26 protein-coding genes, 1 tRNA gene and 1 pseudogene are annotated in these 24242 nt (G+C 57.7%); 10 read left to right on the top strand and 18 right to left on the bottom strand.

The window, feature by feature from the left end:
- Positions 1-116: 116 nt before the first annotated feature.
- The gene (gene ushA, locus FJW00_RS06240) at positions 117-1889 is read left to right on the top strand and encodes a bifunctional UDP-sugar hydrolase/5'-nucleotidase UshA (protein WP_140923299.1); all 1773 of its coding nucleotides are present in this window, start codon (positions 117-119) and stop codon (positions 1887-1889) included.
- Between the two features lie 34 nt (positions 1890-1923).
- On the opposite strand, the gene FJW00_RS06235 is transcribed toward ushA, so the two are convergent.
- Entirely contained in the window at positions 1924-2355 is a 432-nt protein-coding gene (locus tag FJW00_RS06235; RefSeq protein WP_140923298.1) for a multidrug/biocide efflux PACE transporter, read from the bottom strand.
- Between the two features lie 89 nt (positions 2356-2444).
- Here FJW00_RS06235 and FJW00_RS06230 point away from each other — a divergent pair, with 89 nt between their 5' ends.
- A complete protein-coding gene (locus FJW00_RS06230; RefSeq protein ID WP_009091617.1) occupies positions 2445-3314 on the top strand; it encodes a LysR family transcriptional regulator in 870 nt (289 codons plus the stop codon).
- On the opposite strand, the gene ybaK is transcribed toward FJW00_RS06230, so the two are convergent.
- The 3 genes from ybaK to copA form a co-directional block, all read right to left on the bottom strand.
- Positions 3311-3790, bottom strand: coding sequence for a Cys-tRNA(Pro)/Cys-tRNA(Cys) deacylase YbaK (gene ybaK, locus FJW00_RS06225; protein WP_140923297.1), 480 nt, complete (start codon positions 3788-3790; stop codon positions 3311-3313). The genes FJW00_RS06230 and ybaK overlap by 4 nt on opposite strands.
- Positions 3791-3965: 175 nt before the next feature.
- Entirely contained in the window at positions 3966-4769 is an 804-nt protein-coding gene (locus tag FJW00_RS06220) for a TraB/GumN family protein (RefSeq protein ID WP_009091613.1), read from the bottom strand.
- A gap of 71 nt (positions 4770-4840) precedes the next feature.
- Positions 4841-7354 carry a copper-exporting P-type ATPase CopA gene (gene copA, locus FJW00_RS06215; protein ID WP_140923296.1) on the bottom strand — a complete coding sequence of 838 codons (2514 nt, stop codon included), beginning with the start codon at positions 7352-7354 and terminating at the stop codon, positions 4841-4843.
- A 97-nt stretch (positions 7355-7451) separates the two neighbouring features.
- On the opposite strand from copA, the gene cueR reads away from it, so the two are divergent.
- Complete coding sequence (gene cueR / locus FJW00_RS06210) at positions 7452-7856, top strand: Cu(I)-responsive transcriptional regulator (RefSeq protein ID WP_009091609.1); 405 nt, start codon at positions 7452-7454, stop codon at positions 7854-7856.
- Here cueR and FJW00_RS06205 read toward each other — a convergent pair.
- The 4 genes from FJW00_RS06205 to FJW00_RS06190 all read right to left on the bottom strand — a co-directional run bounded on the left by FJW00_RS06205 (position 7844) and on the right by FJW00_RS06190 (position 10972).
- Positions 7844-8290 carry an NfeD family protein gene (locus FJW00_RS06205; protein ID WP_140923295.1) on the bottom strand — a complete coding sequence of 149 codons (447 nt, stop codon included), beginning with the start codon at positions 8288-8290 and terminating at the stop codon, positions 7844-7846. The two genes, cueR and FJW00_RS06205, sit on opposite strands and share 13 nt — an antisense overlap.
- Positions 8290-9204: an SPFH domain-containing protein gene (locus FJW00_RS06200; RefSeq protein ID WP_009091604.1), complete on the bottom strand. Its 915-nt coding sequence runs from the start codon at positions 9202-9204 to the stop codon at positions 8290-8292. The genes FJW00_RS06205 and FJW00_RS06200 overlap by 1 nt, the downstream gene beginning before the upstream one ends.
- 57 nt (positions 9205-9261) lie before the next feature.
- On the bottom strand, positions 9262-10119 hold the full coding sequence (locus FJW00_RS06195) for a co-chaperone YbbN (protein ID WP_058956350.1): 858 nt from the start codon (positions 10117-10119) through the stop codon (positions 9262-9264).
- Between the two features lie 79 nt (positions 10120-10198).
- Complete coding sequence (locus FJW00_RS06190) at positions 10199-10972, bottom strand: SDR family oxidoreductase (protein WP_046101375.1); 774 nt, start codon at positions 10970-10972, stop codon at positions 10199-10201.
- A 343-nt stretch (positions 10973-11315) separates the two neighbouring features.
- On the opposite strand from FJW00_RS06190, the gene FJW00_RS06185 reads away from it, so the two are divergent.
- Complete coding sequence (locus tag FJW00_RS06185; protein WP_140923294.1) at positions 11316-11960, top strand: Ssp6 family T6SS pore-forming effector; 645 nt, start codon at positions 11316-11318, stop codon at positions 11958-11960.
- Positions 11923-12108 carry a hypothetical protein gene (locus FJW00_RS06180; protein WP_140923293.1) on the top strand — a complete coding sequence of 62 codons (186 nt, stop codon included), beginning with the start codon at positions 11923-11925 and terminating at the stop codon, positions 12106-12108. Before FJW00_RS06185 ends, FJW00_RS06180 begins: the two co-directional genes overlap by 38 nt.
- Before the next feature lie 363 nt (positions 12109-12471).
- Here FJW00_RS06180 and tesA read toward each other — a convergent pair whose 3' ends face one another.
- On the bottom strand, positions 12472-13098 hold the full coding sequence (gene tesA, locus FJW00_RS06175; RefSeq protein WP_140028190.1) for a multifunctional acyl-CoA thioesterase I/protease I/lysophospholipase L1: 627 nt from the start codon (positions 13096-13098) through the stop codon (positions 12472-12474).
- Here tesA and ybbA point away from each other — a divergent pair.
- Positions 13066-13752: a putative ABC transporter ATP-binding protein YbbA gene (gene ybbA, locus FJW00_RS06170; RefSeq protein ID WP_140923292.1), complete on the top strand. Its 687-nt coding sequence runs from the start codon at positions 13066-13068 to the stop codon at positions 13750-13752. The two genes, tesA and ybbA, sit on opposite strands and share 33 nt — an antisense overlap.
- Positions 13749-16166 (top strand): putative ABC transporter permease subunit YbbP, encoded by a 2418-nt coding sequence (ybbP, locus tag FJW00_RS06165; RefSeq protein WP_140923291.1) that lies wholly within the window; start codon positions 13749-13751, stop codon positions 16164-16166. The genes ybbA and ybbP overlap by 4 nt, the downstream gene beginning before the upstream one ends.
- Positions 16167-16243: 77 nt before the next feature.
- Here the strand turns inward: ybbP and purK are convergent, their stop codons facing one another.
- The 4 genes from purK to ppiB form a co-directional block, all read right to left on the bottom strand.
- Positions 16244-17308, bottom strand: a complete 1065-nt coding sequence (purK, locus tag FJW00_RS06160; RefSeq protein WP_140923290.1) for a 5-(carboxyamino)imidazole ribonucleotide synthase — start codon at positions 17306-17308, stop codon at positions 16244-16246.
- Positions 17305-17811, bottom strand: coding sequence for a 5-(carboxyamino)imidazole ribonucleotide mutase (purE, locus tag FJW00_RS06155; protein WP_140923289.1), 507 nt, complete (start codon positions 17809-17811; stop codon positions 17305-17307). The genes purK and purE overlap by 4 nt, the downstream gene beginning before the upstream one ends.
- Before the next feature lie 130 nt (positions 17812-17941).
- A complete protein-coding gene (lpxH, locus tag FJW00_RS06150) occupies positions 17942-18658 on the bottom strand; it encodes a UDP-2,3-diacylglucosamine diphosphatase (RefSeq protein ID WP_140923288.1) in 717 nt (238 codons plus the stop codon).
- Complete coding sequence (gene ppiB / locus FJW00_RS06145) at positions 18658-19152, bottom strand: peptidylprolyl isomerase B (protein WP_009091583.1); 495 nt, start codon at positions 19150-19152, stop codon at positions 18658-18660. The genes lpxH and ppiB overlap by 1 nt, the downstream gene beginning before the upstream one ends.
- 212 nt (positions 19153-19364) lie before the next feature.
- Between ppiB and cysS the strand changes: the two genes are divergently transcribed.
- Positions 19365-20750: a cysteine--tRNA ligase gene (gene cysS / locus FJW00_RS06140; RefSeq protein WP_140923287.1), complete on the top strand. Its 1386-nt coding sequence runs from the start codon at positions 19365-19367 to the stop codon at positions 20748-20750.
- A 185-nt stretch (positions 20751-20935) separates the two neighbouring features.
- On the opposite strand, the gene ybcJ is transcribed toward cysS, so the two are convergent.
- Both ybcJ and folD read right to left on the bottom strand, forming a co-directional pair.
- Entirely contained in the window at positions 20936-21148 is a 213-nt protein-coding gene (gene ybcJ, locus FJW00_RS06135) for a ribosome-associated protein YbcJ (protein WP_046101383.1), read from the bottom strand.
- Entirely contained in the window at positions 21149-22015 is an 867-nt protein-coding gene (gene folD, locus FJW00_RS06130; RefSeq protein ID WP_009091578.1) for a bifunctional methylenetetrahydrofolate dehydrogenase/methenyltetrahydrofolate cyclohydrolase FolD, read from the bottom strand. It abuts the gene before it with no gap.
- 173 nt (positions 22016-22188) lie between these two features.
- Here folD and FJW00_RS06125 point away from each other — a divergent pair, with 173 nt between their 5' ends.
- Positions 22189-22692 carry a DUF1198 family protein gene (locus tag FJW00_RS06125; protein ID WP_140923286.1) on the top strand — a complete coding sequence of 168 codons (504 nt, stop codon included), beginning with the start codon at positions 22189-22191 and terminating at the stop codon, positions 22690-22692.
- 94 nt (positions 22693-22786) lie between these two features.
- Positions 22787-22863, top strand: a tRNA-Arg gene (locus FJW00_RS06120).
- A gap of 15 nt (positions 22864-22878) precedes the next feature.
- Here the strand turns inward: FJW00_RS06120 and FJW00_RS06115 are convergent.
- The 3 genes and pseudogenes from FJW00_RS06115 to FJW00_RS06105 all read right to left on the bottom strand — a co-directional run.
- Positions 22879-23142: pseudogene (locus tag FJW00_RS06115) on the bottom strand (tyrosine-type recombinase/integrase); the annotation flags it as partial.
- A gap of 254 nt (positions 23143-23396) precedes the next feature.
- Positions 23397-23774: a glycoside hydrolase family 19 protein gene (locus tag FJW00_RS06110; RefSeq protein WP_230200809.1), complete on the bottom strand. Its 378-nt coding sequence runs from the start codon at positions 23772-23774 to the stop codon at positions 23397-23399.
- Positions 23775-23859: 85 nt separating this feature from the next.
- The coding region (locus FJW00_RS06105; protein WP_140923285.1) for a DUF943 family protein at positions 23860-24242 on the bottom strand (383 nt) is incomplete at its 5' end.

Raw genomic sequence — 24242 nt, 5'->3', positions numbered from 1 at the left:
ATTGCGCGGACCGGTGCAGCTGGCGTGATGCGCATTGGCCTTGAGTTCGTCGGGAGAATGTGCGACACAGTGGGGCAATGCGGCCGGGAATTCGGGCCAGGGGGAAATTAAGGAGAATGTCAGTGGTGTTTTCAAAATGGACAGGGGCGGGCGTCGCGCTGCTGGTGGCGCTGTTTCCGCTGTTTTCACAGGCCGCCCAGGCCGACCGCAGCTATCGCTTCAGCGTGCTGCACACAAACGATGAGCATGGCCATTTCTGGTTCAATGACCAGGGCGAATATGGTCTGGCGGCACAGAAAACGCTGATGGACACGATGCGCTATGACGTGCAGGCCAGAGGCGGCGGCGCACTGATCCTCTCCGCCGGGGATGTGAACACCGGGGTGCCGGAGTCTGACGAGCTGGATGCAGAACCTGATTTTCGGGCGATGAATCTGATTGGTTATGACGCCATGGCGCTGGGCAATCATGAGTTTGATAAGCCGATTGCGGTGCTGCGCAAGCAGGAGAAGTGGGCGCGCTTCCCGCTGCTGGCTGCCAACGTCTATCAGAAAAGCACCGGTCAGCGGATGTTTAAACCCTGGGCGGTCTTTAACCGTCTCGGACTGAAAATCGCGGTTGTCGGGCTGATCACGCCTGACACGGCGAAGCTGGCTAACCCTGAAGGACTGAAAGATACCGACTTCCGCGATCCGATTGCTGAAGCCGTGAAGGCGGTGGCCGAACTGCGCGCCACAGAGAAGCCGGATGTGATTATCGCGCTGACCCATCTTGGTCACTATGACGATGGCAACCATGGCAGCAACGGCATTGACGATGTCACCCTGGCGCGCAGCCTGCCCGCCGGGACAATCAATCTGATTGTCGGCGGGCATTCGCATGACGCCGTCTGTATGGAAAAAGAGAATGTCAGCGTGAAAAATTATCAGCCTGGCCAGCCATGCCAGCCTGATAAGCAAAATGGCATCTGGATTATGCAGGCCGACAAGTGGGGCAGATATGTCGGACGCGGCGATTTTACCTTCCGCAACGGTCAGGTGACGCTGGAGGCGTATCAGCTGGTGCCGGTGAATCTTAAACACCGGGTGAAAAATGCCGATGGCAGCGAAACCTGGCTCACCTGGCAGGAGGAGATCCCTAAAAACAGCGCGATGATGAAACTGCTGATGCCGTTCCAGAAGCGGGCGGAGGCGAAGTTAACCGTCAATGTCGGCAACGCCGACGGCGACTTCAGCGGTGAAAAAGAGCAGGTCCGCTTTGAGCAGACCAACCTCGGCCAGCTGATTCTGCGCGCCCAGATGGCGCACACGCAGGCGGATTTTGCCGTGATGAGCGGCGGTGGCATTCGCACCTCGCTGAAATCGGGCAAGCTCAGCTGGCGGGATCTGCTGCAGGTTCAGCCGTTTGGCAATCAGGTGGTCTCTGTCAGCCTGACCGGCGCGGAGATCAAAAAATATCTGGATGTGGTTGCCAATATTCAGCCGGACACGGGGGGCTACGCCCAGTTTGCCGGGATCAGCCTCACTGCGGATGGAAAGCAGGTCAGCGACGTCATGATCAACGGTAAGCCGCTGCAGGAGACGCAGCACTATCGTATGGCAACCAACAGCTTTAATGCGGCAGGCGGCGACGGTTATCCGCGCCTGGACAACCACGCGGGCTATCGCAATAGCGGAGCGGTGGATGCGCAGGTACTGCGTGAATGGATTCACGCCCATTCGCCGCTTAAAGCCAGTGACTATCAGCCCAAAGGCCAGATCGTACATCTGACCGATGAGCAGATCCGGGCGCGGGATGAGGCGGCCGAAAAAGCGCGTAAGCGTAACTACCCGAAAATGATTCTGGCGTGGATCTGGCCGTGGGGGAACGAAACAGCCCGCACGCATTGAACGCACCGGGAGGCGTCTGCGCCTCCCGATTTTCTCATGCCCGGCAGTGGCGACGCCTGATCCAGCGGGCGCGCAGCTGGTCCCAGCCCCAGTTATAAGCGAGGGTAAACGGCAGGAAGAAGAGGAAAAAAACCACTTCCACCAGAAATGCCTGCCACAGGGTAATATCCAGCATCAGGGCGGCAATCGGCAGACCGATCAGGATAAAGCCACCTTCAAATCCCAGCGCATGAACGGCACGCACGACAGGCCCGCGTTTCTCGCCCGGCGCATAGATCCGATCAAACCCGGCGTTGTAGATCATGTTCCACAGCATCGCCGCGGTTGAAAGCATAATCGCCAGCGATCCCATCTGAAACAGCGGTTTATTCATCACCCAGGCCGCCAGCGGCGAAACGGTCAGAATCGCCAGCGTCTCAAAACAGACGGCATGAAGAATACGTTCTTTAAGTGAGCGGGTACGCATTGTGTTTTCTCCTTCAATCATGCGGCGCATTTTCCCATCGCAGAATGCTAAGATAAAATGAACACCTATCGGAAAAAGCGATGGAACGAATGCGATACTCCCCGGAATCCCTTGAGGCTTTTATGCAGACGGTGGCGAGCGGCTCCTTTTCTGCGGCTGCGCGCGCGCTGGGCAAAAGCCAGTCCACCATCAGTGCAGCGGTGGCCAGTTTAGAAGACGATCTCGGTTTTGCGCTGTTTGACCGTGCCGGTCGTCAGCCTATCCTGACGGAACAGGGGCACCGCGTGCTGCCTCAGGTTCAGCAGATTCTGGCCGCCAGTGAACGGCTGGATGCGCTGGCGATACGCCTGTCGCAGGGGGTTGAGCCCCGGCTCAGTTTTGCCATGTCCGATTTCTGGCAAACCGATCATCATGAACAGCTGCTGAAACAGCTTGATGCCCGCTACCCGGAGCTGGAACTGGAGTGCATGATTGCGGAAGATGAGGATGTGCTGGACCTGCTGCAGGCCGGGCGGGTCCACCTGGGCGTCGTGCGGGCGCAACCCAATCTGCCAGTGGATATCGCGGTGGCGCGACTGCAGGTTGAAGCACAGATGGCCATCTTTTTACATCGCGATCACCCGCTGGCACAGGCGGAGATCCTCAGCGAAAGCCAGCTGGAGCCGGTCCGGCATCTGCGGCTTAACACCTGGGTTGAAGCGCACCAGCCAAAACCGATGGGGCGTATCTGGTCTGCGCCCACCTATCTGTTACTGCTGGAGATGGCGGAACAGGGATTTGGCTGGACGATTCTGCCGCGCTGGCTGGTGAAACAATTCGGGCATGGCGTGTTGAAAGAGCTGTCGCTGCCAGGCTGGCCGCAGCATATCGCTGTTGAGGTGGTCTGGTCACGCCGCACGCCACCCGGTCCGGCGGGGCGCTGGATGATCGATCAGCTCTGCGCTCAGCCACGGGTTTAATCGTGGCGGGCAATATCTGCAAACGGCGCATCCAGCAGTCGTGAAAGATCGGCGGGTGCCAGTTCGATATCCAGCCCCCGTTTGCCGCCGGAGATAAACATGGCGCTGAACGCGCTGGCGGAGTGATCGATGACGGTAGGCAGCCGCTTTTTCTGTCCCAGCGGGCTGATCCCCCCCACCAGATAGCCGGTGACCCGCTGTGCCAGCTGCGGGTCGGCCATATCCGCTTTTTTTGCGCCCAGCGCCTTTGCCACCTTCTTCAGATCCAGCTGCGTCGAAACCGGCGTAATCGCCACCGCCAGCTGCTTCGCCTCGCCGTTAAGGGCGACCAGCAGCGTTTTATAGACCTGGCGGGCATCCAGATTGAGCTTGCGCACCGCTTCGTCTCCAAAATGGGTTTCGTTACTGTCATGCTCATAGGGATGCAGGGTAAAACTGACCTTCTGTTTTTCCAGCAATTTTACGGCGGGCGTCATACGGGTTCCTTACTCAGAAAAATCTTATTACGCTTAATGATGGAAAAAGGTGGCGGAATTTTGTTCTTTGAGTGAAAATTGGCCGCGCGCCAGCAATTCGGTTGCTGAGCGATAACCAAAATCATAAACAAATTCCTCTTTGACGAGCCGATAATCTTATCGGCTCTCTTTTTTTTCAGGGCCTCTTCAGCATCTCAGGCAGGTTATCTTCGCCATAGAGGTGCAGCGCCCCCACCGCCACCACATAGTTGCCCGCCGCCAGACTCTGCAGGCTTTTACACCACTGCGCATTACGCTGACCGATCAGGGTATCGTTCAGCGTCTGGCTGAACGTGGAGGGCAGGGTAATATCTGGCTGACGGGGTGGCGTATCGAGCCACCAGCTCACCATCATCTGCAGCAGCCGGGCATTGGTGTGCCAGTGCAGCAGCGTATCCTGTAACAGGGCCATACCGTCATCGGGCAGTGCGGTCAGCAGGGCAATCTGCGCATCGGCGCCCTCCAGCTCAATTACCGGTTTGTTCAGACCTTTCGCGGCCTGCAACAGCTGATAATCAATGCCGTAATCTGGCCGTAATCCCAGCCTCTGCGCCTGCTGTGCCTGTAACATCAGCGCCACCTGCCACGCAGGCAGATGATCAAACTGGCTCAGTGTCAGGCTCATCTCCTGACAGAGTGCGCTGAGCCTCTGCATCGCCTGGTCATCGAGCCGGGAGGCGAGGGCAGGGCGATCGCCAGCGTGATCAAAGGGTGAGCCGCCCTGGGTAATATCCGCTTCCACAATCAGCGCATCAGCCTGCTGCAGCTGACGCAACAGGCGGGCGGGCAGCGGCTGCATGTCGCGGGTCCCCATGTGGATGCTGCCAACCAGATGCAGCTGACGGTCGCCAAGCCGGACATCCATTGCCGGCCAGCGGTAACTGGCGGGGAAAAGCTGGCCGATAAAGCCGCGCAGTGAGCGCCAGAGGTTGCCTGTCATTCCCGGTCCTTTGCGATGTAAAACCCCATGCTAGCGACTTCAGCGAGGGAAAAACAGCGCCGGAACAACGATCACGGGCGCGGTGGCCGGTAACGCAGCAGGCGATTGGCGTTGCTGACCACCGTAATCGAGGAGAGCGCCATCGCCGCACCGGCCACAATCGGACTGAGCAGCGTGCCGGTCAGCGGATAGAGCACGCCTGCCGCCACCGGAATACCAATGCTGTTATAAACAAAGGCTCCGAAGAGGTTCTGCCGGATATTGCGCAGTGTCGCCGATGAGAGGGCTAGCGCATCCGCCACGCTGTTAAGGTCAGCGCGCATCAGGGTAATCCCTGCGGTTTCGACAGCCACATCACTGCCGCCGCCCATGGCAATACCCACGTCGGCCTGCGCCAGCGCGGGCGCGTCATTGATACCGTCTCCGACCATCGCCACGCGATGCCCCTGCTGCTGTAACTGGGTAATCGCTGCCGCTTTGCCTTCCGGCAGAACGCCTGCAATGACCTCGTCAATGCCCGCTTCGGCAGCAATGGCGCGCGCGGTCGTCTCGTGGTCCCCGGTCAGCATCATCAGACGATAACCCTGCTGATGCAGTCGCTGGAGGGCGGCCCGGCTTTCCGGTCGCAGCCTGTCGCGCAGCGCGATTAATCCGACCAGCTCACCCTGTTCAGCCAGCAACACAGGGGTGGCGCCCTGCTGCGTCAGGCGCACAATCTCTGCTTCCGCTATCCGGCAATCGACGCCGTTCTCCTGCATCAGTGCCGCATTACCCAGCAGCAGCGTTCTGCCATCCAGTATGCCTCTGACACCTTTGCCGCGTATTGTACGAAATTGCGCAACGGCAGGAGGCTGTGTCAGTTTCGCTTCAGCCACAATCGCTTTGGCCAGCGGATGCCCGGAGGTGAACTCCAGCGCGGCGGCCGCTGCGATCACCGATTCCCGGCTGGCTGTGCCCCAGGCCTGAACATCGCTGACCTGCGGCGTACCCGCGGTCAGGGTGCCGGTTTTATCAAATACCAGGGTGTCGATCTGGCTGGCGCGTTGCAGCGCATCGGCGTCACGAACCAGCACGCCCAGCTCGGCGGCGCGACCCACACCGGCAATGATCGACATCGGCGTCGCCAGTCCCAGTGCGCAGGGGCAGGCGATGATCAGCACCGTCGTCGCAATCACCAGCGTGTAGGCAATCTGCGGCTGTGGCCCGAACAGATACCACACGGCAGCGCTGAGAAGCGCAATCACCACCACCACCGGCACAAAGATGGCAGAGATGCGATCGGCCAGCCGGCCCACGTCGGGTTTGCTGCTCTGTGCCTGCCGCACCAGCCGGATAATGCGCGACAGGGTCGTCTGCTCGCCGGTGGCTTTCGCGATGAACTCCACCGATCCATCCTGCACCAGGGTACCGGCAAAAATCGCCGCACCCGGGCTTTTACTTTGTGGCACCGCTTCGCCGGTCAGCATCGCCTCATCAAACCAGCCTTCACCGCTGGCGATATCGCCATCGACCGGCACCCGGTCGCCCGTGACCAGACGCAGCCGCATGCCGGGCTGCACCGCGCTGACCGGTATCAGCTGGTCACCCTGTTCGCCGACCTGGCGCGCCTGAGCCGGGGTCAGATCGAGCAGGCGTTCCAGCGCTTCTGACGATCGCTGACGTGCGCGCTGCTCCAGGGCATGGCCCAGATTGATCAGGCCCAGAATCATGACGCTGGCTTCAAAATAGAGATGGCGGGCCTGCGGCGGGAAGAAGCCCGGCCAGAGCACCACACTGAAAGAGTAGATCCAGGCCGCACTGGTGCCGAGTGCCACCAGCGTATCCATGGTGGCACTGCCGTTGCACAGACTGCGCCAGGCACTGCGGTAAAAATGGCTGCCGGTAAGCACCATGATCAGCAGGGTCAGGCAGCCCAGCGTCAGCCAGAGGCGGTGGTTGCTGTCGGTGAGCATCATGTTGTCGCCCACCATGCCCCAGATCATCAGGGGCACGCCAAAGGCCAGCGCGACAGCCGCCTGCCAGCTAAAGCGGCGCATCGCGCTGCGGGCGCTCTGCTGCTGCTTTTCGCGCCGCTCCTGTTCATCATCAACCACCTGCGCGCCATAGCCTGCGGCATCGACAGCGGCCACCAGCGACTGCGGATCAGCATCACCCAGTACCAGCGCGCTGCGTTCACCGAGATTAACCCGCGCCTGAGTGACGCCGGCAACCTGCTGCAGTGCTTTTTCTACCCGGCTGACACAGCTGGCGCAGCTCATCCCGTCGATCAGCAGCACATGAGTGGGAGCGGTTTTTTCTGCCGGATGCGAGGCATTATCCGTTGTCAGCGCCTCCGGCGGCGGCTCCGATGCTGTCAACGGTTCAGACTTTGGGAAGGTGTCCGCCGGTTTCAGCGTCGCGTGATAGCCTGCCTGCTCCACGGTGGCGATCAGCGCAGCGGCCTCCGCATGACCGGAAACCTGGGCTTCCTGCAGCGTGACCTCTGCGTGGTCGACGTCGTCACGCTGTTCCAGTGCCTCTTTCACGCGTTTGACGCAGTGTCCACAGGACAAGCCGTCCAGGGCCAGGGAAAGGGTATGTGACATAATCAGCTCCTCAGGTGAACATATTTGACCGTTAAGCCAGTTTCGATTCATGCTTAAGCATAAACCTTCCATCAAGGGGAAGGTCAAGGGGACGAAAATGAACATCAGCGATGTGGCGAAAAAGACCGGGCTGACCAGCAAGGCGATCCGTTTTTACGAAGAGAAGGGGGTGGTCACGCCGCCAGTGCGCAGTGAAAATGGTTACCGCAGCTACAGCGGACACCATCTTGATGAGCTGAACCTGTTACGTCAGGCGCGGCAGGTGGGCTTTACGCTGGATGAGTGCCGTGAGCTGGTGGCGCTGTTTAACAATCCCTCACGCCACAGTGCCGATGTTAAAGCCCGAACCCTGCAGAAAGCCGAAGAAATAGCCGCGCACATTGAAGAGCTGCACGCGATGCGGGCTCGTCTGCTGGCACTGGCAGACGCCTGTCCGGGCGATGAGAGCGCCGAATGCCCGATTATCAACAATCTGGCCGGGTGCTGCGCTCAGCGTGGCTGAACACGCAGCGTAATGCCTTCAATGCCGACTACGATCACCGGGGTGCCCGCCGGCAGATCCCGATCGGCCTCCACCCGCCAGCTGCTGTCTCCGATGCGCACGTGTCCGGTACGATTCTGCAAGGCAGTATCCAGCGTCAGCGTCGACCCGATCATCTGACGCCCCCGCTGATTCAGCGCATTCGGAGCCTGATGCGCTTCGCGGTGACGCATCCAGCGATACCATAAGAAGACGCAGACCAGCGTCAGCACAGCAAACGTTGCCCCCTGTGCCGTCCAGCTGAGCGGAACAAACCATTCAAAGACACCGACCAGCACCGCCGCCAGCCCGATCCAGAGCAGATAACCGCTGGTGCCCAGCATCTCCGCCGCCAGCAGCAACCCTCCCAGCGTCAGCCAGAACCAGTGCGGGTGCGCAATGATATCGACCAGCATCAGCGTTTCGACTCAGTGCGGGTTTCCTTCAGCAGTTCGCCGATGCCCGCAATCGAACCGAGCAGGCTGCTGGCATCCAGCGGCATCATCACCACTTTGCTGTTATTGCCTTCGCCGATTTTCTGCAGTGCATCGGTATACTTCTGCGCGACGAAATAGTTGATCGCCTGAATGTCGCCCGCGGCGATCGCTTCAGAGACCATTTTCGTGGCGTTGGCTTCCGCTTCTGCCTGACGTTCACGCGCTTCAGCCTGCAGGAAAGCCGAGGTCCGTTCCCCTTCGGCTTTGAGGATTTGCGACTGCTTATCCCCTTCAGCCCGCAGGATGGCCGCCTGACGCACCCCTTCAGCGGTCAGAATATCAGCGCGTTTGGTGCGCTCCGCTTTCATCTGCGCATTCATCGCGCCAACCAGCTCCTGCGGTGGACGGACATCGCGGATCTCTATACGGGTAATCTTGACGCCCCACGGATTGGTCGCTTCATCCACAATGTGCAGCAGGCGGGTGTTAATGCTGTCGCGCTGAGAGAGCATTTCATCCAGCTCCATGCTGCCCAGCACGGTGCGCATGTTAGTCATGGTGAGATTCAGAATCGCCTGCTCAAGATTGCTGACCTCATAGGCGGCGCGCGCCGGGTCAACGACCTGAATAAAGCAGACCGCATCGATGGTGACGTTAGCATTGTCTTTGGAGATGATCTCCTGGGAGGGGATATCCAGCACCTGTTCCATCATGTTGATCCTGCGACCGACACGATCCATGAACGGCACCACCAGGCTCAGTCCGGGTTGCAGGGTGCGGGTATAACGGCCAAAACGTTCAACCGTCCATTGAAAACCTTGTGGCACGACCTTGACTGTCGCCCAGACAGCCACCAGTGCCAGCACAATCAGGGCAGGAATTACTGTAATCATACAACCTCCGCATTGTCAGAATAACGGGCCGAGTCGCTTCGGCCCGGGGTCTGCCGGTCAGTAAAGCAGGGAGTAGAGCTGACGACGGTAGCGCGCGGCAAGTGCATCGCCGGTGCCCAGCGCAGCCAGAATCTCCTGCAGCATTTTACGCGCCTGGCCATCCGCTGCATTCAGATCGGATTTCAGGAAGCTGAAAAGCAGTTCCAGCGCCTCTTCATTCCGGCCCACCTGATGCAGCTGTAACGCAAGTTTAGCAGCCAGCCCGGCGTTAGCCGGCTCCGCTTCCAGCTGGGATTGCAGCTGCTGGATCTCCGGCGTGTCCGCCGCCTGTTTCAGCAGATCGATCTGCGCCATCAGGCTCTGATAACGGGTATCCTGATCCTGCAACGGCACCACTTTCAGCACCGCTTCCGCTTCATCGCTGCGGTTCAGCGTAATCAGTACGTCCGCCAGCAGGAAGCCGATTTCGCTGGACTGTTTGCTTAACTGCCACGCCTCTTTCAGCAGCGGCAGCGCTTCCAGCGGTTTCCCTTCCTGCATCAGCGCCATCGCCTGCTGGGCTTTCAGCTCTTCTTCGCGCGGCAGGACTTTTTCCAGCAGGGCGCGGATCGCCTCTTCCGGCTGCGGGCCCTGGAAGCCGTCGACCGGCTGACCATCCTGGAACAGGTAGACGGTCGGGATAGAGCGCAGACCAAACTGCGCCGCCACGCGCTGCTCTCTGTCGCAATCCAGTCGGGCGAGAATAAACTGACCCGCATACTCCTGCGCCAGCCGCTCCAGCAGCGGCGTCAGTTCCAGGCAGTGCTGGCTGCGCTCAGACCAGAAGTAGAACAGCACCGGCAGCTGCATCGACTGCTCAAGGGTCTGCTGCAGGTTAGATTCGTTGATGTCGATGATCGAAGCATGTGGTGACATGGAGAAGTCTCTTTGCAAAAAGTGTTCTAAGAATATGGGGCCAACGGGCCCGGCTTCAAGCGCTAATGCCTGCGGCTGATTAATGGCTGCGCAAAATGCGATCCAGCATCCAGCCAGGCAGCAACCGTTTCAGCAGGCTCATCACGTGTGCGACCAGGGTCACCGGATAACGTAAACGGGGATGCTGACTCTCGAGTGCGTGACGAAGTTTCGGCAGAATGGCTTCCGGTGGCAGGGTAAAACGGGCCGCGATGCCGGGATTGCGCACCGGATTGTGCTGTTCGCCCTGCGTCACGTTGTCGGTAAAGCGGGTCTGGATCGGGCCGGGCTCAATCAGGCTGACCCGGATGCCGCTGCTGCGTACTTCCAGCCGCAGCGCATCGCTCCAGGCTTCCAGTGCATATTTACTGGCGGCATACGCCCCGCGGCCGGGGGTCGAGATCAGTCCCAGCACCGAACTGGTGTTAACAATGCGTCCGTCGCCGCTGGCCTGCAGCGCGGGTAACAGCCGCAGCGTCAGCTGATGGACACCGAAAAAGTTGCTGGAAAACTGCTGTTCCAGCTGCTGGCGGGTCAGCGTCCGAAGCGGGCCATAGAGGCCAAAGCCGGCGTTGTTAAACAGCGCGTACAGACGGTTGTCGCAGAGTGCAATGACCGTGTCTGCGGCCTGATCCACGCTCTGCGGATCGTCAAGATCCAGCTGAAGTCCGGTAAAGCCCAGCGAACTCATGCGCGCGACATCATCTGCTTTGCGACAGGCGGCGATCACCCGATAGCCGCGCGCCAGCAGATCCTGTGCGGCGACCAGGCCGATGCCACTGGAACAACCTGTAATCAGGATGGTTTTTTGCACAAATGCATACTCCTTCGGGTTTTATGTTTCTTCTGAATTAAGCTGTTATTTCTTTTGCATATATACCTGATTGTAAAGAGTCAGCATTTCACGTCTCCCCCCTGGTATACCAGGATTCCGCCATAAAAATGTGTTTCTACAATAGCATCTTCATGATGTTCAGACCCAGAGCGGGCATAAGAGCAGTGTCATGGTGAAGTTATTGTTCCTGTTAGCATCATCTGGCGAAATGATAGCGCTGGTGCGGTGCAGGAAGAAATGCAGGCCCTTTGATAAATCCGTTTGAAAGCACTTGTGAGTTTTGATTATTCTTTATCCAGTTTCAGAGCGGCAGGGATGGAATATGGACATTAAGCAGGCTGCAGCAGGTATTGTCGATGGGCTCTCCTCTATACCTCATACGGCTTACATGGGGCTGGTCAGAAGTTGGGAGGGGAGCGGACTCGCGGGGGAAAGCATCCGACAACGAAATCAGGCTGAGACGGAGCGTTTTTTCCGTATGCTCAAAAGCCTGGGTAATGCTGAGTCACCTTTGCGCAGACTGATTACGCTTGTTTTCACCGCGTTTTATCAGAAGCTTAATGATGAAGGCAAAGAGGCTGTTAACAATAAACTGGGTTACGGCGCCGGAAGTGTCGCAGGAAGAACAGCCGGGCAGATTACACTGGCTCAGACAACGGCAAGTATAATGTTGCGTAGATTGGCTATTGACGAGGCGTACAGGCATTTCGTCCGATTCAGTGCTTCAGTCTCCTTAAACGTAGTCATGCTCCAGGGAATAATTGAAGAGTCAGCAAGGGCATCAGAAAGGATGAGAACCCGGTATCCCGTTACGTACGGTAAGGTATCAAAAGATAATCTGGATATGGTTTATTTTCTTGTTGAACGACAATTAGAGCCTTACCTTGTATTCATTGAGGGACATCCAATCAATTGCAAAGGAATACAGAATGAAATTTGTAAAATCATTAATTTCTCACGCAATTGAAGGAACCATTACTTTTTTAGCCGTGATTTTTGCAATGGGTTCTTTTTACTGGTTTGAAAACACATGGATGAAAATCGTCGGCTGTATTGGGGCACTGATAGCAGGCTATGTGATTTCATATGGAGCGGCGAAAATCAGGCAGACCTGAATCTGAATCGTTCTTTTTCCCAATGGCAGGCAATACAAAATAGAAAGCCGTTAAAGCCTGTTTTTAAAATCTAAGGCATACTGATCGGACTTGATTGCTGCCTGCAGGCAGCAGGTTAAACGCAGACGTTTAAGCCTGGTGTCATCTCTGACCCCTGGTTGAAAAAAGCCACTCTTTTGAGTGGCTTAAATATATTACTTTGCTCATGTTGGCTTGAACCAGCGCAATCGGGAATAAGTCAGGTTCAGCCAGGATCGATCCACACACTGTCGCGATTGTTAACTGAACCGATAGAATTTTTAAATATTATTAGTTATCAGGCATTTTTTGCATTTCTTTACCCTTTTCGCCTATCCGGTCGCGCTACGGCTGCTTAACTAAAGGGGCCAGCTCTTTCGCCATGAACCGGGCGATAAAAGGCTGGGCATCGGGATTGGGGTGGATGCCGTCCTGCTGCATCCATTCAGGTTTCAGATAGACCTGCTCCATGAAGAAGGGCACCAGCGGAATATTGTGTTGCTGCGCTAATCCCGGGTAGATGCCGCTGAACGCCTCGGTGTAGCGGCGACCATAGTTGGCCGGCAGGCGAATCTGCATCAGCAGCGGTTTCGCATTGGCGGCTTTGACATCTTCGATCACCTTACTCAGCGTCTGCGTAATGGTCGCGGGCGGGAAACCACGCAGGCCATCGTTACCGCCCAATTCGATTAACACCCATTGCGGCTGATGCTGTTTTAATAGCGCGGGCAGACGCGCCAGCCCCTGAGCGGAGGTATCACCGCTGATACTGGCGTTGATGACTTCAGGCTGCTGCTGCCACTGCTTGTTAAGCAGGCTGGGCCAGGCGGCCGTGGCGGACATGCGATAGCCCGCACTCAGGCTGTCGCCCAGCACCATCAGGGTATCGGCAGCCGCAAACCGCGACACCAGCAGAAGAACCAATAACAGGAAGGGATAATGCCAGCGGAAAACATTGTTGAAGTTCATCATCTTACTAAGTCCGTCGGTCAGGGAGAGCATCAGTTAACCATCCTTACCGGAGTTGAGCTGGTTGTCAAACCAGCCGAGACCATTGCGCTGATAGGCGAGTCAGGTTCCGGTAAGTCAACGCTGCTGGGCATTCTGGCCGGGCTGGATGATGGCAGCAGCGGCGAAGTCCATCTGCTGGGGCAGCCGCTGCACCGCATGAACGAAGAGCAGCGAGCGGCCCTGCGCGCCCGGCAGGTCGGCTTTGTTTTTCAGTCTTTTATGCTGGTGCCAACCCTCAACGCGCTGGAGAACGTGCAGCTGCCCTCGCTGCTGGGTGGCGACAGTGACCGTCAGAGCCGTGAACAGGCGCGTGAACTTCTGACGCTGCTGGGGCTGGGAGAACGTCTGCATCATCTGCCGGCTCAGCTTTCCGGCGGCGAACAGCAGCGGGTCGCGCTGGCACGCGCCTTCAGTGGGCGGCCGGGCCTGCTGTTTGCCGATGAGCCGACCGGCAATCTCGACCGCAAAACCGGCGATCGCATCGCCGATCTGCTCTTTTCCCTTAACCGTGACTTTGCCACCACCCTGATTCTGGTGACACATGATGAGCAACTGGCGGCGCGCTGCGACCGTCGTCTCCGGCTGCGTGACGGTAAATTGTGGGAGGAGCAATGATCTGGCGCTGGTTCTGGCGCGAGTGGCGGTCGCCCTCGCTGCTGATTGTCTGGCTGGCTCTGACGCTGGCGGTGGCCTGCGTGCTGGCACTGGGATCGATCAGCGATCGGATGGAAAAGGGGCTGAATCAGCAGAGCCGTGATTTTATGGCGGGTGACCGCACGCTGCGCAGCACAGATGCGGCGCCGGAAGCCTGGCTGGAGAAAGCGCAGCAGAGCGGTCTGACGGTCAGCCGTCAGCTGACCTTTATGACCATGACCTTTGCCGGTGAGTCGCCCCAGCTCGCCGCCGTGAAAGCGGTGGACGATCGCTATCCGATGGCTGGCACGCTGCAGACAGCCCCTTCGGGGCTGAAACCGCAGGCGGGCACCGCCCTGGCCGCGCCGCGCCTGATGGCGCTGCTGAATCTGAAAGTGGGCGATATGCTGGACGTGGGGGACACCCGGCTGCGGATAACCGGGGAGCTTATCCAGGAGCCGGATGGTGGCTTCAACCCCTTTGAAATGGCGCCGCGTCTGCTGATTAACCTGACGGATGCTGCAAAAACCGGTGCAATTCAGCCCGGCAGTCGCCTGACCTGGCGCTATAAGTTTTTGGGTAATCCTGAAGCGCTGGCCCGCTATGATCGCTGGATTGAACCGCAGCTGAAAACGGACCAGCGCTGGATCAGTGTCGACAATTCCGAAGATGCGCTGGGGCGATCCATGCAGCGGGCGCAGCAGTTTCTGCTGCTCTCGGCGCTGCTGACGCTGATGCTGGCGATAGCCGCCGTGGCGGTCGCCATGAGTCACTACTGTCGCAGCCGCTACGATCTGGTGGCGGTGCTGAAAACCCTGGGCGCTACGCAGGGCGCATTGCAGCGCCTGATTATCGGTCAGTGGCTGGCAGTGCTGCTGCTGGCAGCGATAGCCGGTGGCCTGGTGGGGCAGGGCGTGGAAGCGATGCTGATGGCGATGCTGAAACCGGTCCTGCCCGCCAGCTTACCCGCCGCCAGCCTCTGGCCGTGGCTCTGGGCTGTGGGATCGCTGTTTGTGATTTCGCTGCTGGTCGGCCTGCGCCCCTACCGGCTGCTGCTGGCGACGCAGCCACTCCGCGTTCTGCGGCGTGATGCGGTCGCCAGCCTCTGGCCGCTGAAAATCTATATTCCGCTGATGGGCGGCGTGGTCGTTGCGCTGCTCGCTCTGCTGGTCGGCGGCAGTAAAATGCTCTGGGCGCTGCTGGCAGGCGTGGTGGTGCTGGCGGCACTGCTGGCCCTGCTCGGCTGGGGAACCCTGCTGCTGCTGCGCCGGCTGGTGGTGCGCAATCTGGCGTTACGGCTGGCTATCAACCGGTTGTTGCGCCAGCCCGGCATGACGCTGAGCCAGCTCGCGGCTTTTTCGTTCTCGTTTATGCTGCTGGCGCTGCTGCTGGTGATGCGCGGCGATCTGCTGGATCGCTGGCAGCAGCAGCTACCGGCGGACAGCCCGAACTTCTTCCTGCTGAATATGACGGCCGATCAGGTGCCGCAGGTGCGCGATTTCCTGCAGTCGCACCAGATCAGGCCCGAAACCTTTTATCCGATTGCACGGGTGCGGCTCACCGGACTCAATGGCAAACCTGCCGACCCCGAACGGGATAACGCTCTCAACCGTGAACTTAACCTGACGGCCCTGGCGGAGCGCCCGGATCACAATCCGCTGGTGTCCGGCAGCTGGCCGCCTGGCGCGGGTGAAGTATCGATGGAAGTGGAATTGGCGGACAGGCTGGGCCTGAAGCTGGGTGATACCCTGACATTTGAAGGCGATACGCAGACCTTCAGCGCCCGCATCAGCAGTCTGCGCAAAGTGGACTGGGAGAGCCTGAAGCCAAACTTCTTCTTTATCTTTCCACCTGGGGCGCTCGACAGCCAGCCTCAGACCTGGCTCACCAGCTTCCGCATGGCGTCCGATCCCGCCCTGCTGGCCGCGCTTAACCGGGCCTTTCCGACGCTAAGCCTGCTGGATATTGGCACCATTATGCGGCAGGTCGGTCAGGTGCTGACGCAGGTCAGTCAGGCGCTGGAGATTATGGTGGTGCTGGTTACCGCCTGCGGCATCCTGCTGTTGCTGGCGCAGATTCAGGTCGGCATGCGCCAGCGGCGTCAGGAGCTGGTGGTCTATCGCACGCTGGGTGCCGGCAGGCGACTGCTGCGCACCACGCTGTGGTGTGAGTTTGCACTGCTGGGGGTAGTTTCAGGTGTGGCGGCGGCCATAGGCGCGGAGGTGGCGCTGTGGGGATTGCAGCGTAAGATTTTCGACTTCCCCTGGCAGCCGGACTGGACACTGTGGCTGGCGTTGCCGTTGTGCGGTGCCCTGCTGTTATCGCTGTGCGGCGGCTGGCTGGGCATCCGGTTACTGAAAGGAAAGGCGCTGTTCAGGAAGTTTGATGCGGCGTAAGGGATAATGGCTTAAAGGCGGCACCAGGCCGCCTTTAAGCTTCATCCGGACCGCACCCGCGAGCGGGTAACGGGGAACTACAGTTTTTCAACGGCCCAGGCGATGCCGCTGGCATACTCTTCCGGTAACTGCGGTACCAGCGCATCCAGCGCGGCCTTAAGCCGTTCTGCATCGCTGTCGGTCAGATTGAGATGACCCACTTTACGGCCCGGACGTACCTCTTTGTCATACCAGTGCAGATGCACCAGCGGCTGCTGCAGCCAGCTGAGGTTCACCGCAGTGCCGATCAGATTGACCATCACCGACGGGGCAAACACCACCGGCTGGGGCAGGGGCAGACCCAGAATGGCACGCAGATGCAGCTCAAACTGGCTGACTGACGCGCCGTTCTGCGTCCAGTGGCCGCTGTTGTGCACACGCGGAGCCAGCTCGTTGATCAGCAGTCCGGCAGGCGTAACAAAACACTCCATCGCCATCACGCCCACGTAATTCAGCGCCTGCATGATCGCACTCAGCATCGTCTCTGCCTGCTGTTGCTGCGCCTGATCTGCCTGCGGCAGCGCCACGCTGGTGCGCAGAATGCCGTCCTGATGCAGGTTATGCGTCAGCGGATAGAACACAACGTTGCCATCGTGGCCGCGTGCGCCTACCAGGGAGACTTCACCGGAAAAGTTAATGCCCTGCTCAACGATGCAATCACCGTAGCACTCCTCCGGCAGGGTGTGCGTCTCACCGGCGCGCAGGCGCCACTGACCGCGCCCGTCGTAACCCCCGGTGCGGCGTTTTACAATGGCCAGTTCGCCCAGCGAGTTAAACACTGCCGGCCATTCGCTTTTATCCGCCAGCAACTGCCACGGCGCGGTGGCGAGCCCCAGCTCATCCAGCAGCTGTTTCTGCGTCAGGCGGTCGGCCAGACGTGGAAAAATATCGCGATTCACAAAGGCCGGATGACGGGCCAGTTCCCGCGTCAGCGCCGTTTCCGGCCAGCGCTCTATTTCGGCGGTGATCACGCTGTCGGCGATAGGAAGCGCGGCAGGATCGGCGTCCAGACCCACCGGATAGACCGCAATGCCCAGCGGTTCACCGGCCTGACGCAGCATACGGCCTAACTGGCCGTTGCCCAGAACGCAGACCGGCTTCATGCATCCACCCGCGGATCGGGATGGTTCAGCACCTCATCGGTCTGGCTCTGCCGCCAGTGATCGAGACGTGACGCCAGCGCGCCGTCATGCAGGGCCAGAATCTGCGCCGCCAGCAGGGCGGCATTGGCTGCGCCCGCTTTGCCAATTGCCAGCGTACCGACCGGAATACCGCGCGGCATTTGAACAATCGAGTAGAGGCTATCCACGCCGCTCAGTGCCGCGCTCTGCACCGGTACACCCAGTACCGGCACCAGGGTTTTGGCCGCCAGCATACCCGGCAGATGTGCCGCGCCACCTGCGCCGGCAATGATCACCTGAAAACCGTTATCGGCTGCCGTTTCGGCGAAGCTGAACAGTTTATCCGGGGTGCGGTGCGCAGAGACCACTTCGACATGAAATGGGACGTCCAGGCTGGTAAGGATCTCAGCGGCGAACTGCATGGTGGCCCAGTCACTTCTGGAACCCATGACAATGGCGATGCGGGCCGGGGCGTTGGATGACATGCGGTCAACTCCTGTGAATGAACAAACAGACCTGGCCGGGCGGACAGGTTTTGAAGGGCACAGAGAATAGCATGAGAAGGGCGCAAGGAAAACGGTTGCGTCGGGCTGATGTCGGGGATTTACCCGCTGGTTAAAAGTCGAAATCGATAAGCTCAATGCCAGCAGCCTCAAGCTGGATCATGGAGCCGCGGCTGTGCCAGGCGCCGAGTACCGCGCGTTGCGCCGTCTCGCCCTGCAGGGTCAGCGTATGAATCGCCGGACGATGGGTGTGCCCGTGGATCAGCAGCGGCACCTGATGGCGCTGCATCGTCGCCACCACCGCATCCTGATTCACATCCATGATGCTCTGTGATTTGTGCTGATTAGCCTGTTTACTGTCGGCGCGCATCCGGGCAGCAATGCGTTTGCGGACCCACAACGGCAGGGCCAGAAACAGCCGCTGAATCCACGGATTGTGCACTTTGGCGCGAAAGCGCAGATAACCGGCGTCATCGGTACAGAGCGTATCGCCGTGCATGATCAGCAGGCGATGGCCATACAGCGTCAGCACCTGTTCTTCGGGCAGCAGCGTCATCCCGCTGGCGCGCGCGAAGCGTCGGCCCACCAGGAAGTCGCGATTGCCGTGAATAAAGTAAACCGGAACTGGCAGGGCGCGCAGGGCGCCGGCCACCTGCTGATGCAGAGGATTGGGATCGTCGTCGCCAATCCAGGCCTCAAACAGATCGCCGAGAATATAGAGCGCGTCGCAGTGGGGCGCTTCGCGCTGTAAAAAATGCAGAAAACCGGCGGTAATCGCCGGTTCTTCCTGACACAGATGGAGATCTGCGATAAACAGCGTGCGCGACATTACTCGCTGACGGTCACTTTCTGGATAACGACGTCATCTTTCGGTACATCCTGATGCATGCCGCTGCGACCGGTAGAGACCGCTTTGATCTTCTCGACCACATCCATGCCTTCAACCACTTCAGCGAATACGCAGTAGCCCCAGCCCTGAACGCTTTCGTCACGGAAGTTCAGGAAGTCGTTGTCAGCCACGTTGATGAAAAACTGTGCAGTCGCGGAGTGCGGCGCAGAGGTGCGAGCCATAGCCAGCGTACCTTTGGTGTTTTTCAGGCCGTTGTTCGCTTCGTTTTTGATTTCGTCTTTGGTCGCTTTCTGTTTCATGCCCGGCTCAAAGCCGCCGCCCTGAATCATAAAGCCGTTGATTACGCGGTGAAAAATGGTGTTGTCGTAAAAACCTTCACGGCAGTAATCCAGGAAGTTCTGTACGGTTGCTGGCGCTTTATCATCGAAGGTTTTGATTACGATATCGCCATGGTTCGTCTGGAAAGTTACCATTTTTGTCGTCCTGTAAAGGTTGTGATCAGTAGCCGGGGTCGCTCTGTCGGATGGCGTCCCCCTTTTTGTCGACCGTTCTTATATCATAATTTCCAATGACGCGTCAGCAGCACGGCGCAGTTGGCTTGCTTTGCGTCGCGCGAGCGATAAAAATACGGCACAATGTCTGGATACTTAAAAGTGTCAACCACACGCGAAAACGGAACCGTTCAATGCTTAAGATTTATAACACCCTGAGTCGACAGAAAGAGGAATTCAAACCCATTCATGCCGGGAAAATCGGCATGTATGTTTGCGGCATCACGGTGTATGACCTCTGTCACATTGGTCATGGGCGGACGTTCGTGGCGTTTGACGTGGTGGCGCGTTATCTGCGCTATCTGGGTTACCAGCTTAATTATGTGCGCAACATTACGGATATTGATGACAAAATCATCAAACGCGCCAATGAAAACGGCGAGAGCATCGAAACCCTGACCAACCGCATGATTGGCGAGATGCACAATGACTTCGCCGCGCTGGGGATTCTGCCGCCGGATCATGAGCCGCGTGCGACCCGCCACATCCCGGAAATCATTGCGCTGGTGGAGACGCTGATCGCCCGTGGTCACGCCTATGTGGCAGATAACGGCGACGTGATGTTTGATGTGCTGAGCGATCCTGACTACGGCGCACTGTCGCGCCAGGATCTGGAACAGCTGCAGGCAGGCGCACGGGTTGAAGTCGCTGACGTGAAGCGTAACCCGATGGATTTCGTGCTGTGGAAGATGTCTAAAGCGGATGAACCGGCCTGGTCATCACCGTGGGGCAACGGTCGTCCTGGCTGGCACATCGAGTGCTCGGCCATGAACTGCAAACAGCTGGGCAGCCATTTCGATATTCACGGCGGCGGCTCCGATTTGATGTTCCCGCACCATGAAAATGAAATTGCCCAGTCGGGCTGTGCCCATGACGGTCCGTACGTTAACTACTGGATGCACTCCGGCATGGTGATGGTTGACCGTGAGAAGATGTCTAAGTCACTCGGCAACTTCTTCACCGTACGTGATGTGCTGCAGCACTATGACGCGGAGACGGTGCGTTACTTCCTGATGTCCGGTCACTATCGCAGCCAGCTCAACTACGGCGAAGATAACCTCAATCAGGCGCGTGCGGCGCTGGAGCGTCTCTATACGGCGCTGCGCCACACCGACAGCAGCGTGCCAGCCAGCGGCGGTGAAGCGTTTGAAGCGCGGTTCCGCAGCGCAATGGATGATGACTTCAATACCCCGGAAGCCTACTCGGTGCTGTTTGATATGGCGCGTGAGGTGAACCGCCTGAAAAGCGAAGAGGGCGCCTCAGCGCATGGGCTGGCGTCGAAGCTGCGTGAGCTGGCCAAAGTGCTGGGCATTCTGCAGCAGGATCCGGAGCTGTTCCTGCAGAGCGGCGCGCAGGTGAATGATGAAGAGGTTGCCGAGATTGAGCATTGGGTGAAAGCCCGAGCCGATGCGCGCGCGGCTAAAGCCTGGGCGGAAGCGGATATCGCCCGCGACAAACTGAACGCGCTGGGCGTGATTGTCGAGGATGGGCCTCAGGGCTCCAGCTGGCGTCGAAAATAAACCGGAGAGGGCGAGCAATCGCCCTTTTTTATTATGACGATTGAGCAGATAGAGATCCGCGGCTTCCGTTCAGTCCGTAACCTGAGGCTGATTGCGCCGCATACGGCAGTGAATCATATTGCATGGGAACAGCGGGAAGGGGAGAGACGATGCGGTAACAGCGTCCCCGCAGGGACGCCTGAAGGTTACGCGACCACAGTAATGCGGTAACCCGCGAATTCAACGGTCTGACCGGCCACGATTTTGCAGCGCTTACGGGTTTCCACCGCCCCATCGACCCTGACTTCACCGTCGGCAATCACGACTTTCGCCTGTGCGCCGCTCTGAACCCAGCCTTCCAGCTTCAGCAGGTCACACAGATCGACATGCGGGAATTTTCCCAGTGAAAACGTTGCCATTTAATCTACCTCTTTATCGTGAAACTCTTCACACGCCTGCAGCGTGTTTTGAATCAGTGTTGCGACGGTCATCGGTCCCACACCGCCCGGCACTGGCGTGATGTAGGAGGCGCGTGCTGATGCGCTCTCAAAATCAACGTCGCCCACCACTTTGCCGCTCTCAAGACGGTTGATCCCCACGTCGATGACAATCGCGCCGGGTTTAATCCAGTCACCCGGAATAAAGTTGGGTTTGCCCACCGCGACCACCAGCAGATCGGCGTGTTCGATGTGGTGACGCAGATCTTTAGTAAAACGGTGGGTGACGGTTGTGGTGCAACCCGCCAGCAGCAGTTCCATGCTCATCGGGCGACCGACGATGTTGGACGCGCCGACCACTACGGCATTCAGGCCGTAGGTATCGATGTTGTAGCGCTCCAGCAGCGTGATGATACCGCGCGGCGTGCAGGGACGCAGCGTGGGCGCGCGCTGACACAGGCGACCCACGTTGTAAGGGTGGAATCCATCGACATCTTTATCAGGGGTGATGCGCTCCAGCACCTTCACGTTATCGATGCCCGCTGGCAGCGGCAGCTGAACCAGGATGCCATCAATGTCGTCATCCTGGTTGAGCGTATCGATCAGCGCCAGCAGCTCATCTTCGCGGGTGGTGGCGGGCAGATCGTAAGAGCGCGAGTGGAATCCGACCTCTTCACAGGCACGGCGTTTGCTGGCTACATAGATTTGTGAGGCTGGGTTTTCACCCACCAGCACGACAGCCAGGCCCGGGGCGCGTTTTCCGGCCGCCAGGCGCTGCTTCACTTTTTCCGCAACCTCAACGCGCACCTGCTGCGCAATCGTTTTACCGTCAATAATTTTTGCTGCCATCAGAGAGGAAATCCACTGTGTTGTGTTGAATCGGGGAAGGGGGCTATTTTGTCAGAAGCGCGGGCTGCTGTCAGTCACAGTTTCAGCCGTGTATGCGCCTTCCGGCTTTTTCGTCGCGACGAGAGCCAGCCTGCATGCGTATGATATCGGCAGGACAACCCGGGGACGAAGTCATGATTTGGATAATACTTGCTACGCTGGCGGTGGTATTTGTCGCTGGATTTCAGCTGCTCACCGCTGGCTCACGCCACGCTGCCCAGCGGCTCAGCAAACGGCTGCGTCTGCCTCCGGTACAGGTGGAATCAATGATCGCTATGATGGGCAAAGAGGCGGCGAAAGAGTTTACCGACTATCTCAGCAGCGACAATGAAACGCATCTGCATAATGGCGCAGCGGTGCTGCTGATCTGGCAGGTATTGATTGTTGACGGCAGCGAAGAGAACAGCCAGCGCTGGCATGCGATTCTCAGGCATGCCGGTTTTCCACCGCTTATCAGCCGCCAGCAGCTGCTGCTCGCGCTGGGCTTTCTGCGACAGCTGGAGCCAGATAGCCGGGAGCTGCACACACTTCGTGAGCAATACAATGCGCATTTCACATCACAAGGGATTGAGCTGGAAGGAGAATTGACCGGCAGCAGTAAACTCGTGTCGCTCAGCGAATGGCGCAAGCGTCACTGACGCCAATTGGTCATTACAGCAGCACTTCGCAGCCGGGAAGCGGCAAAAACGTTGACGTACCCGCTTCCCGACGTATAATCCGTGCCATCTCCATGCGCCCTTAGCTCAGCTGGATAGAGCACCGGCCTTCTAAGCCGTAGGTCACAGGTTCGAATCCTGTAGGGCGTGCCAAATAAATTCAATGACTTATCCTTTTCCTCCGACTACCTGATTTTCCACATGGGACAGATGTGGGACACGACTGCCAAAAATCGCATCAATTTGCTGTGCATGCTCCGTTAAGTGGTTAGGTGCAAGGTAAGCGTATCGCTGTACCATTTCGATGCTTTCCCAGCCTCCCATTTCCTGCAGCGCTCACAGCGGAACGCCAGACTGGATTAATCAGTTCGCCCAGGTGTGCCTCAGGTCATGCAAATGGAAGTCTTCAATCCCTGCCGCTTTCAGACCGATATTCTGGGGTGATGTGAATCTTACAGGTTCGCATACTCCAGTATTTCTTCACCCATCAGCGTACAATCCACGTCCGAATAATACATAAAGCGCATACGGTATTTACCTTTATAGATATATCCCCAAATTTCAAGAGCGTCTAATTTTCGGGTGCCGCCTTGCGGATTCTTAATCTTTGCCAGCGGGGTAACTTTTTTATCAATAGAGATTCTGTCACCGTTATCCCGATAGAATGACAGCAGCTTTAATGTTTTTCATTGAGCAATCCCCATTTCCTTTTTAATACGATCCAACGCCAGATGCCTTTGAGTAAAGCCATTCAGGCCACCATTAACAAGCAGTGTAACGGCTTTCAAATCGTCTTTATCCGCACGTGGATTAACGAACCGTGAGACCCAGAACTCGCACGCTGTTCTGACTGCAATGTCCGGATAAACGGCAACGGAATCTGGATGATTGACCAAATCCTTATGTAGAATTTTGCCGTAGCGGTCATAATTTTCTCTGCCCGTAAGATGCAGCATCCTACGGCCAATATATTCAGGTCCGTCTCCCGGAAAGTTGTTGCCGACATTGCGGCCTGTTCTTGTATCTGGCTCTTTCAATGAGTGCAGGGAAACTGTCTGTTTCAACGCATGAAAAGGTTGATGAAAACTAAGTTTAATCCTGTGACGATAAAAGCTGAAAAAGAGGAAAATTATGCCTGTTTTATCTTTATTATTTCTCTTCAGCTTTTAATTTGCCATCTGGCGTTAAGGTGTATGTATGCTCATCTATATTAATATAGCTTTTACTATTAAGGCTTCCTCTAACAATAATTGCTATGCTGTTATAAACACATTTCTTATTCTCGCCATTACTATCATCAAAGCAGGTATAGTCATCAATTGAACCATCTCTGGTTCCTTTTGGTAATTGTTCATAACCGCCGAAATTCATGACGATAACTGTGTAATTATCGGGAGTGCTGATAATATGATATTTTTTCTGAAGTGAATCTTTATTTTTCAACCACCAGTTTAGTTTTCCTTCAGTAGTCATTGGTAGATGTTCGACAAAAACTGCACCATTATTAACTCTGACTATTTTGGCTGGCTTTG

Source organism: Pantoea anthophila, assembly GCF_006494375.1.
Classification (GTDB): Bacteria; Pseudomonadota; Gammaproteobacteria; order Enterobacterales; family Enterobacteriaceae; genus Pantoea; species Pantoea anthophila.
Note: the sequence above shows the minus strand (reverse complement) of the source record. Positions and strands in the feature narration are given on the sequence as shown.

Excerpts from the sequence above, each read along its gene's own strand:
- ybbP (WP_140923291.1), top strand. The coding sequence starts at position 13,749 with ATGATCTGGCGCTGGTTCTGGCGCGAGTGGCGGTCGCCCTCGCTGCTG.
- FJW00_RS06220 (WP_009091613.1), bottom strand. The coding sequence starts at position 4,769 with ATGACAGGCAACCTCTGGCGCTCACTGCGCGGCTTTATCGGCCAGCTT.
- folD (WP_009091578.1), bottom strand. The coding sequence starts at position 22,015 with ATGGCAGCAAAAATTATTGACGGTAAAACGATTGCGCAGCAGGTGCGC.
- purK (WP_140923290.1), bottom strand. The coding sequence starts at position 17,308 with ATGAAGCCGGTCTGCGTTCTGGGCAACGGCCAGTTAGGCCGTATGCTG.
- FJW00_RS06185 (WP_140923294.1), top strand. The coding sequence starts at position 11,316 with ATGGACATTAAGCAGGCTGCAGCAGGTATTGTCGATGGGCTCTCCTCT.
- ybcJ (WP_046101383.1), bottom strand. The coding sequence starts at position 21,148 with ATGGCAACGTTTTCACTGGGAAAATTCCCGCATGTCGATCTGTGTGAC.
- FJW00_RS06125 (WP_140923286.1), top strand. The coding sequence starts at position 22,189 with ATGATTTGGATAATACTTGCTACGCTGGCGGTGGTATTTGTCGCTGGA.
- FJW00_RS06235 (WP_140923298.1), bottom strand. The coding sequence starts at position 2,355 with ATGCGTACCCGCTCACTTAAAGAACGTATTCTTCATGCCGTCTGTTTT.
- FJW00_RS06200 (WP_009091604.1), bottom strand. The coding sequence starts at position 9,204 with ATGATTACAGTAATTCCTGCCCTGATTGTGCTGGCACTGGTGGCTGTC.
- cysS (WP_140923287.1), top strand. The coding sequence starts at position 19,365 with ATGCTTAAGATTTATAACACCCTGAGTCGACAGAAAGAGGAATTCAAA.
- purE (WP_140923289.1), bottom strand. The coding sequence starts at position 17,811 with ATGTCATCCAACGCCCCGGCCCGCATCGCCATTGTCATGGGTTCCAGA.
- lpxH (WP_140923288.1), bottom strand. The coding sequence starts at position 18,658 with ATGTCGCGCACGCTGTTTATCGCAGATCTCCATCTGTGTCAGGAAGAA.
- ybaK (WP_140923297.1), bottom strand. The coding sequence starts at position 3,790 with ATGACGCCCGCCGTAAAATTGCTGGAAAAACAGAAGGTCAGTTTTACC.
- ybbA (WP_140923292.1), top strand. The coding sequence starts at position 13,066 with ATGCCAGCGGAAAACATTGTTGAAGTTCATCATCTTACTAAGTCCGTC.
- copA (WP_140923296.1), bottom strand. The coding sequence starts at position 7,354 with ATGTCACATACCCTTTCCCTGGCCCTGGACGGCTTGTCCTGTGGACAC.
- tesA (WP_140028190.1), bottom strand. The coding sequence starts at position 13,098 with ATGATGAACTTCAACAATGTTTTCCGCTGGCATTATCCCTTCCTGTTA.
- FJW00_RS06230 (WP_009091617.1), top strand. The coding sequence starts at position 2,445 with ATGCGATACTCCCCGGAATCCCTTGAGGCTTTTATGCAGACGGTGGCG.
- FJW00_RS06195 (WP_058956350.1), bottom strand. The coding sequence starts at position 10,119 with ATGTCACCACATGCTTCGATCATCGACATCAACGAATCTAACCTGCAG.
- FJW00_RS06205 (WP_140923295.1), bottom strand. The coding sequence starts at position 8,290 with ATGCTGGTCGATATCATTGCGCACCCGCACTGGTTCTGGCTGACGCTG.
- FJW00_RS06180 (WP_140923293.1), top strand. The coding sequence starts at position 11,923 with ATGAAATTTGTAAAATCATTAATTTCTCACGCAATTGAAGGAACCATT.
- ushA (WP_140923299.1), top strand. The coding sequence starts at position 117 with ATGTCAGTGGTGTTTTCAAAATGGACAGGGGCGGGCGTCGCGCTGCTG.
- cueR (WP_009091609.1), top strand. The coding sequence starts at position 7,452 with ATGAACATCAGCGATGTGGCGAAAAAGACCGGGCTGACCAGCAAGGCG.
- ppiB (WP_009091583.1), bottom strand. The coding sequence starts at position 19,152 with ATGGTAACTTTCCAGACGAACCATGGCGATATCGTAATCAAAACCTTC.